At 44.4% G+C, this 11,337-nt stretch carries 11 protein-coding genes; 6 read left to right on the top strand and 5 right to left on the bottom strand.

Annotated features, from left to right (window positions below):
• Positions 1 to 24: 24 nt before the first annotated feature.
• Entirely contained in the window at positions 25 to 1,641 is a 1,617-nt protein-coding gene (locus tag C7B77_RS13500; protein WP_219892143.1) for a sensor histidine kinase, read from the bottom strand.
• An 862-nt stretch (positions 1,642 to 2,503) separates the two neighbouring features.
• On the opposite strand from C7B77_RS13500, the gene C7B77_RS13495 reads away from it, so the two are divergent.
• The 4 genes from C7B77_RS13495 (at position 2,504) to C7B77_RS30000 (ending at position 4,521) form a co-directional block, all read left to right on the top strand.
• Positions 2,504 to 2,944: a DUF2157 domain-containing protein gene (locus C7B77_RS13495; RefSeq protein ID WP_106305462.1), complete on the top strand. Its 441-nt coding sequence runs from the start codon at positions 2,504 to 2,506 to the stop codon at positions 2,942 to 2,944.
• A gap of 116 nt (positions 2,945 to 3,060) precedes the next feature.
• Positions 3,061 to 3,360 carry a hypothetical protein gene (locus C7B77_RS13490; protein ID WP_106305459.1) on the top strand — a complete coding sequence of 100 codons (300 nt, stop codon included), beginning with the start codon at positions 3,061 to 3,063 and terminating at the stop codon, positions 3,358 to 3,360.
• Between the two features lie 188 nt (positions 3,361 to 3,548).
• The gene (locus C7B77_RS13485; protein WP_245894186.1) at positions 3,549 to 4,217 is read left to right on the top strand and encodes a GDYXXLXY domain-containing protein; all 669 of its coding nucleotides are present in this window, start codon (positions 3,549 to 3,551) and stop codon (positions 4,215 to 4,217) included.
• A gap of 151 nt (positions 4,218 to 4,368) precedes the next feature.
• Entirely contained in the window at positions 4,369 to 4,521 is a 153-nt protein-coding gene (locus C7B77_RS30000) for a hypothetical protein (protein WP_181243859.1), read from the top strand.
• Here the strand turns inward: C7B77_RS30000 and C7B77_RS13480 are convergent.
• The 3 genes from C7B77_RS13480 to C7B77_RS13470 all read right to left on the bottom strand — a co-directional run bounded on the left by C7B77_RS13480 (position 4,518) and on the right by C7B77_RS13470 (position 6,106).
• Complete coding sequence (locus C7B77_RS13480; RefSeq protein ID WP_106305452.1) at positions 4,518 to 4,667, bottom strand: CopG family transcriptional regulator; 150 nt, start codon at positions 4,665 to 4,667, stop codon at positions 4,518 to 4,520. The genes C7B77_RS30000 and C7B77_RS13480 overlap by 4 nt on opposite strands.
• Positions 4,668 to 4,890: 223 nt before the next feature.
• On the bottom strand, positions 4,891 to 5,754 hold the full coding sequence (locus C7B77_RS13475; RefSeq protein ID WP_106305449.1) for a DNA-formamidopyrimidine glycosylase: 864 nt from the start codon (positions 5,752 to 5,754) through the stop codon (positions 4,891 to 4,893).
• 121 nt (positions 5,755 to 5,875) lie between these two features.
• Entirely contained in the window at positions 5,876 to 6,106 is a 231-nt protein-coding gene (locus tag C7B77_RS13470) for a photosystem I reaction center subunit IV (protein WP_106305468.1), read from the bottom strand.
• A 223-nt stretch (positions 6,107 to 6,329) separates the two neighbouring features.
• Between C7B77_RS13470 and C7B77_RS29995 the strand changes: the two genes are divergently transcribed.
• Positions 6,330 to 6,491 (top strand): hypothetical protein, encoded by a 162-nt coding sequence (locus C7B77_RS29995; RefSeq protein WP_181243858.1) that lies wholly within the window; start codon positions 6,330 to 6,332, stop codon positions 6,489 to 6,491.
• A 17-nt stretch (positions 6,492 to 6,508) separates the two neighbouring features.
• Complete coding sequence (locus C7B77_RS13465) at positions 6,509 to 8,134, top strand: B12-binding domain-containing radical SAM protein (RefSeq protein ID WP_106305446.1); 1,626 nt, start codon at positions 6,509 to 6,511, stop codon at positions 8,132 to 8,134.
• Positions 8,135 to 8,523: 389 nt separating this feature from the next.
• Here C7B77_RS13465 and mfd read toward each other — a convergent pair.
• Positions 8,524 to 11,337 (bottom strand): transcription-repair coupling factor (mfd, locus tag C7B77_RS13460; protein ID WP_106305443.1); only part of this gene is annotated, 2,814 nt, incomplete at its 5' end.

Raw genomic sequence — 11,337 nt, 5'->3', positions numbered from 1 at the left:
ATTCAATAAAGTGCTTGCTGCAAGCTACGATCCTTGCGACCAGGTAAACCGAAAAGTCGTCCCACGACCGAGTTCGGATTCAATTGCGATCTCGCCACCATGACTGTGGACGAGCTTTTTGACAATCGATAATCCAATCCCAGTATTTCCCTGTCGATCTCGCTCGACTAAAGTTTGGAAAATATCAAACACCCGCTCGCGATCGGCTGCGGGAATGCCGGGGCCATCATCTGTTACCGTAAATTCCCACAAATCTGCTTGAAGCTGTGCGGTAATCTGAATGTGCCCATCAGTGCGGTCGTGATGTTTGTAAGCATTACCGATTAAATTAGCAAAGACTTGACTCAGAAGTAAGCGATTAGTGACGATCGGCGGTAGATTGGTGGGTAAATCGAACTTAAAACTGGCCGGAATATTTAGAGAATCGATAATTTCTGCTAATAAGTCTTCAATTGCAAAAGTTGTCAAACTTACCTCAGTCTGACCGACACGGGCGTAATCGAGCAAGCCATCGATTAAAGATCCCATCCGTACAACCCGCGATCTCATTAAGTTTAGGTACTCTTGGATTTCCGCATCAATGTTTTCGGCCAGACTTTCTTCAATCCATTCCGAGAGATTGGCAATTCCGCGCAGGGGTGCTTTGAGATCGTGAGAAACAATATATGCAAACTGGTCTAACTCTTGATTGCGTCGTTCGAGTAAGGCTGTGGTTTTGGCGAGTTTGAGCGTCTGTGCTTGGAGGAACAGTTCGGTCTGCTTGCGCTCGGTAACATCACAGATGATGCCAGTCATCCGTACTGGCCGACCATCATTGTAGTAAAATCTGCCAAATGCATCGATCCAATAGATGCTGCCATCTGGCCAAATTACTCGATACTGTTCGGAGTAGTCGGTACCAGTATTCATTGCCAGTTCGACTGCTACTTTGACTGCGGGCAAATCTTCAAGATGAACTCGTCGTTCCCAATCTGCATAGGAGTACTCTGCCGCACCGAATGTATAGCCCAGTATTTTCGCATGATATTCGTTCCAAGCCACTTTGTCAGCGACTATGTTCCAGTCAAAAACACCCATTCGCGCAGCATTAGTCGCTAGTGTCATCCGTTCGGCCAAGTTTTGAGTTAAAAGCATTGAGGCTTCTAGTTCTAATGTCCGTGCGGCCACCCGTGCTTCTAGTTCATCATTAACTTGTTGAAGTTGGGCTTCTACTAACTCCCGATCGCGAATTTGCTGCTCTAGTGCCTGATTTGTCGCTGCTAACTGCGCTGGACTCGGTAGTTGCAACGCTTGGGGAATTAATTTCACCAGTACTACGGCGGTATAAGCAGAAACGATGCCAGTCATAGCTTTCACAGTACCAGAGAGCCAGTATACTGGATGCCACAACGTCCAGATCTCCAACAGGTGAGTAGTCCCGCACAGGATAATAAAAGCCCCAAATAGGCTGAAAATCCAATTAAACGGTAGATCTTCCCGTTTTTCAACGAAATGAAATAAAGTCAGTGGAATCGAAAAATAGGCAATCGCGATCGTCAGATCCGATATTAAATGTAATCCTACTAATTCGGTTTTCCACAGGTAACAATGTCCGTGTGGGATAAATAAGTCTGACATCCATAGGTTTGTGAAATATTCCATTATCGGTTTAGATATTACATGGATCGTCTCTAGTTTTCTTCAGGAAAAACCCGCAATCGATCTAAGTTAATAAGTGAGTGAGTGTTAACAAGTGAGTGAGTGCAAAAAATAATACATCCTCCCTGAAAATAGTTTTCGAGCAGACACCGCTCTAAAAGCTAGTTAGCGTTAGTCAGCATCAACCTTATGGTATTTGATGTTTAATTAAATTCCCCTGTTTACTCGATTGCCAATAATCGATCGACAGAATTGTTTAATATTCTCAAAAGCAAAGTTGCTAGTAGCAATTTCGATCGAAATATTGGGGCCGATCGATCTCAACAGTACGCTTAATGCTAAATCGAAACTTGCATTTGAAATGTATCGTTTAGATTCGCTAAAAATCGATCGATTAATTTATTACTATTGGGCAAACTTAATTTGCCGATTTACAGATTGATTGTCCTGACGATTGGTAAATACACTACTCATCCTCGTACACATTATGGATTACTTACAATTATGTTCTCTCTATCTTTGGACTGATTTCACAAATAGTGATGTTGGGGGAAGGGGTTGCTTTACCCTTTACCCTTTACCCTTTTCCGTTTTCCCTTTACCTATCGGTCGAGGTAACCTAGTCATAACCAATCTACAAACTGTCACAAACTACGCTTTTAACCGATCGAGATCGTGGTCGAATATATTTAACGCAAGTTGCTAGTTATATTCGCTAGGTGGTTATGGGGATAAGGGTAAAGGAAATTGTTCGATTCTTTCCCCCTTTCCCTATCTCGAAGAAAAGCACGCCGCCTAAGCAGTGGTCGCACGCATCACCGTCGGGCAATCCACAATCCAAAATTTCACTCAACTATGTCGATATATGTTACCAACTAAGTTTCGTCGCCAATTGCGACGTGAAGCCGATTTATGGGCGCAAGAAGGTTTAATCGATCGCACCATTCACGATCGAATCGCACAGCGGTACCAATTTTCCGATCTAGATATCGAATCTCGCAATAGTTTGATTACCTTATTGATGGGTTTGGGTTGCGTATTAATTGGGATCGGGGTATTAACTTTTGTTTCGGCCAATTGGCAACAATTAGCCAGAGAATGGCGGGTAGGCATTTTGCTCGGCGCGTTTGTTATTGTCAATATCTTGGGCTTTTATCTGTGGCGCGAACCAGTAGGTGGCAAGCAAAGATTCGGACAGGCATTGTTATTGCTCGGAGCTTTGATGTTGGGTGGCAATATGGCTCTAATGGGGCAAATGTTCCACGTTAGAGGTGAGTTATTTCAACCGGAATTTGGCTGTATTTAATCTGGCAATCTCGCAATAATTCTCGTCATTACCCCTGGAATTCAACGACAACAGCAGTCGGTATCGCCAGTTGTACGCTCGCGATCGCGATCTTCGCTCAAGTTAGTGCGATCGATATGACTAGCACCTCCACTAGTCCTAGCTTTCTGTTATTGCTATTTCCAGCAATCTTTTGGGGCTTATTACTGGCTGTAACAATTGGTTCGATCCGATCGGGTTTAGCAAATAGCGATCGCGGTGCTTTTTGGTTCGGTTTAGGATTGCTTTCTAGTAGGATTATTATTTGGTTTTTGATGACTCAAAACGATCTGATGACCAAATCATTATTATTTATTCTCTGTGGAGTTGGAATTATTGCTGTCGGTTTGTGGTTCGAGCGGCACGTTCGCAATTTGAGAGAGGCAAAGGTGAATTAGTTGGGAGTTGGGAGTTGTTAGTCGATAGTTGAATTTAGAAAAATTGTAGGGTGTGTTACTGCGACAGCGGCTCGCGCTCGTCGGGTTCCCCGACGGTTTAGCGAGACAAGACAGCATAACGCACCGAAGATATATATAGTCGATCGTGAATAAATTTAGATAATATTTAGTATATTGGAGTCAGTTTTATGAGTATGGAAAATCTCGATCGACAACCAGTGGAGCCGATAGCAGAACCAGATCTGGTAAATGCTCCGCCGCTATTGGAGCCACATCAGAAATTACCTTTCGGTAGGTTGGCTGTACCTTTATTTATCCAATCCTTACTGATTGCTAGTATTGCTGCACAGTCGATTTATGCACTTGCCACCGGAACGACAGTGGTTCTCAAAACTATGCCTGTCGATCCTTACGATCTACTGAGAGGTTACTATCAAATTTTGAGTTACGATATTTCTAGTTTTAATAATCTCAAGAAGTTACCAGGCTGGGAAAACTTAAAACGTCAAAAAGGTAGTGCGAATCTCGATCGGAACCAGCAAGTATACGTAACATTATTGAAAACTGCTCCAAATGCCACTACCCCGCAAGCATGGAAACCAGTCGCGATCGATGCCAACCTACCCCCAAACTTATCGGCAGATAAAATTGCCATTCGCGGCGTATCAGATGGCAGTAATATTATTTACGGCTTGGAGACTTACTACATGCCCGAAGATCGTAAAGATGGTGTAAATACAGATATTAGTTCTACTCGATCTGGTAATCGGAATCTATTAGTAGAAGTCAAAGTCGATAATCGGGGTTTGGCTACACCTGTAAGTTTATGGGTAGGAGACAAACAATATCGATTTTAATAATTCGATTATTGTTGGTTTTTATTTTACCGCACAACAGTGGTTTAAAGCCCCTATCCAGACAACTGCATCAAGACAAAAAACGTCCAAAAATGCATCCGCAATTCTCAATTCTCAATTCTCAATTCTCAATTAATTTAAGTGTCTATTTGTGGCGATCGAATATGTATCGAAATCTAATTGTGACGATTGGGGAGCCACAGACGTAACAAGTTTGCTTGGCGTGAGTGTGCCCCCATTTTATGTCACGGTAATTGCCGCTGGCTTTATGAGACTTTCTGGAGCGGTTGTCTGTTTAAATTAAGCGTCAACTTGCAAAGCTCTGATGAATTCTCGAATAACATCTGTTTTGGTTCTTTCCGATCGCTCGGTAAAGGTTTCCAGTATTGACAGCTCTTGAACGGGAATTTTAATATTTAATTGTTTGACTTTTCTAGCTTTGACAGTCATAATCTTTGCAAGTAAGTTGGTAATCAGATATCTTACTGATAATTATTTAAACAGAAACAAAAGCTGTATAGAAAAGAGCTTATCCGATCTATTGATGTAGTTTGATGATTTCCATTGAAATAACTGCACGTCGATCGAGAACTGACAATACCAGGTACAGCTACCAACCTGAAGATATTTTCACGCAACTACCCTATCGGGTGAAGATTGCCAGCCTTCGGTATTAGGCTGGCTCGGTGCCTTGGCAATGAGGACAATAATGCGTGCCTCTACCCCCCAATCTAATTTTTTCGATCGGAGTACCACAGACTCGACATGGTTGCTTGGTACGATTATAAACCCATGCCATGCCACCGTAATTGCCGTTGGTGCCCTGGACATTGAGATAATTGCTAAAAGTGGTGCCACCCTGCTCGATCGAGGTTTGGAGGACTTTGATGGCTGAGTTGCGTAACAGTTCGATCTGAGCAATCGCGAGCTGGTTGGCGGGAGTATTCGGATGAATTTTGCTTAGAAATAACGCTTCGTCGGCGTAGATATTTCCCAATCCTGCGACTAAGTTTTGATCGAGGATGACGGTTTTGATATTGCGCTGGGACTTCTGAAGTTTAGCGGCAAAGTACTCGGGAGTAAACGCCAGATCGAAAGGTTCTGGCCCTAGTTTACCCATCCCCGTCATCACTTGTTCTGGTAGCTTGCTAGGGGGAATCCACCACATCTGTCCGAATGTGCGCTGATCTACAAACCGAATTTCCCAATCTTTGCCCAAAAATAATCTGACGCGGGTATGCTTGTGCATCTCTGTATGGCTCTCTACCCATAGCAATTGCCCCGTCATGCGTAAATGCACTCCCAACCAGCCAGCAGGCTGTTGTAAGTCCTTGGAGACCAATTCTGCGTATAAATATTTGCCGCGCCGATGCCAAGTTTTAATCTTGGTATGCTGGAGTCCAAAGTTAAACTCTTCAGGCGTTTCGGGATGCGCGATCGTGCGTGGTAATAAGACTTCAGTGCCAGTAATCGCTCGATCGAGTGTATACCGATCTAGACCTCGACGAACTGTTTCAACTTCAGGTAATTCTGGCATTAGTGGTTAGACTAGTAACTAGGGTTTGGGCTAGGGTCTATCCTAACCGAGATTAGGATGGAACGATGACCCGCCCTAGTTGCCGCAATTCTCGTAACGAGAGGCTACGCCAACGCGTAGCTTATTTTTTGGCTGCTGGTGCAGAGACTTCCTGTAACTCGCTAACTGCGAAGTTATTGGTGTTGACGCCACCAGAGGTACCGCTGAAGCCACTATAGTTAACTTCATCAAAACGCACGATCACGTTATACTTAATGCCGCTTTGGTCGATCGATACGACGCTGCCGACATCTTGGAACCAGAAAGATTCCTTCCGGAGGACGCGAACTTTTGAACCACGTTGAAGTGCCATAATTACTTTTCCTATTTTGGAGTAACTGGTTTTTAAAAACGATGCAGCCACAATTAGCTATCGCACTCATTTTCGGCAAATTTCGTCATCTTTGAGACACAAGGTAACAAAGCTTAAACAAAGTGGGGAGTTGGGAGTGGGGAGTTGCGGCTCGCGCTCGTCGGATTTCCCGACGGTTTAGCGAGACAGCGACGCATCGAACGGGAGGTTCCCTCCCGTTTGTGTGCGTCAAGACAAGACAGGGAGTGAAGAGTTCGGTTTAATTGAGGTTTTGGAACTGCGTTCCAAGTTTCCCGCTCCTGATTTAGACAACCGCTCTGTCTCCAATGCTTCTTCCTCCCTCTTTGAGTCTCCCAACTCCCAACTCCCAACTCCTAACTCCTAACTCCCAACTCCTATCCCGTGTCCAACCCTGTCTTCAACTCCGAACACCTCTTATTCACTCCCGCTGTGCCAGAACCAGAGGCAATTCCGACGATCTTTGCTTTTCCCAATACTTATACAGTTGGAATTACGAGCTTGGGATATCAGGTGGTGTGGGCAACTTTAGCCATGCGATCGGATGTAGATGTTTGTCGGTTATTTACAGACGTCCGTGAGTCCTTACCTCGATCGCCAGAATTAGTAGGATTTTCGCTATCTTGGGAATTAGATTATGTCAATATTCTCAATTTATTAGAGTCACTAGAAATACCCTTACGAAGTAGCGATCGCAACGATAACGATCCACTCGTATTCGGTGGAGGGCCAGTCTTAAGCGCGAATCCCGAACCTTTTGCCGATTTCTTCGATTTGATTTTAGTAGGCGATGGAGAAGATTTATTAGGTAATTTTATTACAGCCTATCAACAAGTAAGAACAGCCGATCGCCTGACGAAGCTCAAACATTTGGCGCAAATACCTGGGATTTATACTCCAAGTTTATATCGGGTTGAATATGATGAAGACTTAATCGAACGTATCGTCCCGATCGATAGTAATATTCCGGCAACTATTACCAAACAAACCTATCGCGGCAATACACTATCTGTTTCCAGTGTCGTTACCGAAAAAGCTGCATGGGAAAGTATTTTTATGGTCGAAGTCGTTCGCAGTTGCCCCGAAATGTGTCGATTTTGTTTGGCAAGCTATCTGACGCTACCATTTAGAGTTGCCAATGTCGAAGAATCGTTAATTCCGGCGATCGATACAGGTTTACAGGTAACCAATCGCTTGGGGTTACTCGGCGCATCGGTGACTCAACATCCAGAGTTTCCAGCATTACTCGAACATCTCGCCCAACCCAAGTATGATGATGTCCGCTTGAGTGTATCCTCAGTCCGCACGAATACCGTGACGGTTAGATTAGCGGAAATCTTAGCCAAGCGCGATAGTAAATCGCTAACAATTGCAGTTGAAAGTGGCTCGGAACGGATGAGGAAGATCGTCAATAAAAAGCTCGAAACCGATGAAATATTTCAAGCTGCGGCTAATGCGAAAGCAGGCGGTTTGAAAGGATTGAAACTCTACGGGATGGCAGGTGTTCCAGGTGAAGAGAATAATGACATCGATGAGACGGTGGCAATGTTGCGATCGCTTAAAAAAGCCGTGCCAGGATTACGTCTAACTTTTGGATGCAGTACATTCGTGCCCAAAGCTCACACGCCTTTTCAGTGGTTTGGAGTAAATAAAGAAGCCGATAAAAGATTGAAGTTACTGCAAAAACAACTGACGCCCAATGGCATCGATTTTCGGCCTGAAAGTTATAATTGGTCGGTAATTCAAGCAATAATTTCTAGAGGCGATCGTCGATTATCGTATCTACTCGAACTTACCCGCAATTATGGCGATTCGATCGGCAGTTTTCGGCGCGCATTCAAAGAGTTACGGGGCAAGGTTCCAGATCTAGATTTTTACGTTCATCAAACTTGGGATACCAGTCAAATTCTACCCTGGTATCATCTAATTGGGCCATTACCTCAACCTACTTTAATCAAGCATTTAGAATCAGCAACGGCACAATTCTCTGTGGCAAGAACTGTTGTTTAATGCTTATCTTAATAACTATCAATATTCATTTGAATGGAATTTGCTGTAAGTGAACTGAAAGATTTTTATTCTGATGTATAAAATCACCCTGCCCTCCCCTTTTCAAGAGAAGGTTAGAAGGGGGTAAAGATCTACTTAGTGCGGCAAAGCCGAGGTGCGCGCATCCGCTATAGCCGTAATTTAAAGATTTGGTATTAATTCTCGACACATACTAATGTATTAGTTCACTTTAGTGAACTTTCGCTCTTAGCCCGTGTCTTGTTACGCTAAACCGTCGGGAAACCCGACGAGCGCGCACCGCTGCTTGGTGCATTTCCATGGTCGGGAAACCCGACCGGAAATGCATCCGCAAATTCATTTCAGGGCGGTTGCCAACTAAGAACATTCAATTAAGTCGAGACACCCGACATCAATACCCCTTGCATCTTGCTCAACACCTCAATTAACATTTCCACCTGCTCGTTGGGACGCAACACACCCAAGCCTCTTGCCGTCACCTTGCCCGTACTATAGACATAACGAGATCGAGCATTGTCAGGAATATATTCAGCCAGTAAATTCCAGGCTGGTTCCGCCATTGGTGTTTCTAAAATAACGTGCTGTTTGCCATCAGGACGAATCCGACTGAAGCCGAGTTGTTTGGCAATTTGTTTGAGTTCGACGATGCGGAATAATTGTTGAGCTGGCTTGGGAATTTCGCCATATCGATCGTGCCATTCGGCGGCAATATTTGTCAATTCTTGTTGGGTATCGGCGGCGGCAACTGCGCGATAAGCACTCATTTTTTGCTCCAAATCGGCAATATAATCGGCAGGAATCATCGCCGTAACTTTGAGATCGATTTGGGTATCATCGACTTGGGGAATTTCTTGTCCGCGAATTTCTTTGATGGCTTCTTGCAGCATTTCCATATACAAGTCAAAGCCGATTACATCCATCTGTCCCGATTGCTCTGCACCTAACAAATTGCCGACGCCGCGAATCTCCATATCGCGAGTGGCGAGTTGATAACCAGAACCCAACTGAGTGAACTCCTGGATCGCTTTTAACCGCTGTCTGGCTGTCTCGGATAGTGTTGATTCCTTGGGGTAAAATAACCAGGCGTGAGCTTGAATTCCGGCGCGTCCGACGCGTCCGCGCAATTGATATAATTGAGATAATCCAAACCGATGGGCGTCTTCAACTAAGATGGTATTTACGCGGGGAATATCTAAACCCGATTCGATAATTGTCGTGCAAACTAGTAAATCGGCATCGCCATTACTAAAGGTTAACATCGTCGATTCTAGTTCTGCTTCGTCCATTTGGCCGTGGGCGATCGCGATCCGACAAGATGGAATTTGTTCGCGAATTTTGCCAGCAGTTTCTTCGATGCCTTCGATTTTTGGCACTACATAAAATATCTGTCCGCCGCGATCGAGTTCTTGACGAATTGCTGTCGCGATCGCGTCAATTTTATACGGCGATAAGTGAGTGGCGATCGGGCGGCGCGAGGGTGGTGGCGTGGTAATTAAGCTCATTTCGCGCACGCCAGATAGAGACATATATAGGGTACGCGGAATGGGTGTAGCGGAGAGTGTTAATACATCAATTTGACTTTTGAGAGTCTTAATTTTCTCCTTTTGATTGACACCAAATCGTTGTTCTTCGTCGATCGTTAATAAGCCCAAATTTTTGAACTTTAACTCTTTACTCAATAGTTGATGGGTACCGATGACGATATCTAGTTCGCCAGTTTTGAGCCGATGGAGAATATCTTTACGTTCTTCTGCCGTCCGAAAGCGATTGAGTAGTCCGATATTAATTGGGTAGGGTGCGAATCTTTCTTTGAGCGTATGATAATGTTGCTGGGTTAAAATTGTTGTCGGTGCCAGAAATATCACCTGTTTGTTGGCAGTAGTAACTGCTTTAAAGATCGCCCGAATTGCTACTTCAGTTTTACCAAAACCGACATCGCCACACACTAACCGATCCATCGGTCGATCGCTTTCCATGTCGCGTTTGACATCTTGTGTTGCTTTTAATTGATCTGGTGTCGGCTGATAACGAAATGAGTCTTCTAATTCTTGTTGCCACGGCGCATCAGGCGGGAACGAAAAGCCTTCTTTTTGCGATCGCTCGGCGTAGAGTTTGAGCAAGTCAAATGCTAACTTTTTAATCGACTTCTTGACTTTTGCTTTGGTCTTTTCCCAAGCTTGCCCCGATAATTTATTTAGTTCTGGTTTGGCACCCGCCGCCTGTCTAAATCGCGATAATACACCTACTTGATCTGCGGGAACTTTCAGCGAGCCATCGGCATATTGAATCGTTAGATAGTCGCGTAATGTATCGTCAGTCTGAATGCTTTCAAACTTAATAAATCTCCCTAAACCATGATTGCGATGCACTACATAATCGCCAGGGCGCAACTTATTCGGATCGACTTGTTTGGATGCTGCCTGACGCCGCTTGCGAACGTAACTAAAACTCGCTAAAGATTGCTGTCCAAAAAACTCGCGATCGGTAACTACTACCATCCGAAATGTCGGCAGAATAAATCCTTCTAATTCTGCAACACCCGAATATTTAATCGCTACTGCCGTATGCTGAATTTGTAACTTATCGATCGCCGGAAAGTCGCGCGGATTGGGGACAAATTGAGCGGGACAATCGTGTTCTTGTAATAACGATACCGATCGCGAAGGTTGTGCGGACACCAACCAACTCGAATAACTTTGTTTGTGATATCCTCGCAGCGTTTCGGCAATTTTGGCGAACTGATGGGGAATAGTTGGAATCGATCGACAGGCTAGATTTAATCCCTCACCACTAATTACCAACTCATCCAATTTTAAATAACTAAATCTTTCGGCAATCTTAGCGATGCTATTATTAAACTGTTGATGCCAAACTGGCGTCCCGTCTGGTAAAGTCTCCCATTCTTCTTGAATATACTCAAACCAGCGATCGTTATGCGCCTGAGCGCGATCGAATTCATCGATCGCCACCACACAATTATCTGGTAAATAATCTAGTAAAGAGTACCGCGCCTGCGTGTTATCTTCCCCAAAAATCGTCCCAAAATTCACCGGAGTCAATACCAGACTCTCAATTTTATCGAGCGAACGCTGCGTACTCGGATCGAATTCTCGTAACTTATCCAACTCATCGCCAAACCACTCCAACCGCACGGGTAACTCCGCCGCCACCGGAAAAATATCGAT

Source organism: Chamaesiphon polymorphus CCALA 037, from assembly GCF_003003845.1.
In the GTDB taxonomy this organism is placed as follows: domain Bacteria; phylum Cyanobacteriota; class Cyanobacteriia; order Cyanobacteriales; family Chamaesiphonaceae; genus Chamaesiphon; species Chamaesiphon polymorphus.
This window is presented reverse-complemented; position numbering and strand designations above follow the sequence as displayed.

Coding starts and splice junctions, on each gene's coding strand:
- C7B77_RS13500 (WP_219892143.1), bottom strand. CDS start 1,641: ATGGAATATTTCACAAACCTATGGATGTCAGACTTATTTATCCCACAC.
- C7B77_RS13495 (WP_106305462.1), top strand. CDS start 2,504: ATGTTACCAACTAAGTTTCGTCGCCAATTGCGACGTGAAGCCGATTTA.
- C7B77_RS13490 (WP_106305459.1), top strand. CDS start 3,061: ATGACTAGCACCTCCACTAGTCCTAGCTTTCTGTTATTGCTATTTCCA.
- C7B77_RS13485 (WP_245894186.1), top strand. CDS start 3,549: ATGAGTATGGAAAATCTCGATCGACAACCAGTGGAGCCGATAGCAGAA.
- C7B77_RS13480 (WP_106305452.1), bottom strand. CDS start 4,667: ATGACTGTCAAAGCTAGAAAAGTCAAACAATTAAATATTAAAATTCCC.
- C7B77_RS13475 (WP_106305449.1), bottom strand. CDS start 5,754: ATGCCAGAATTACCTGAAGTTGAAACAGTTCGTCGAGGTCTAGATCGG.
- C7B77_RS13470 (WP_106305468.1), bottom strand. CDS start 6,106: ATGGCACTTCAACGTGGTTCAAAAGTTCGCGTCCTCCGGAAGGAATCT.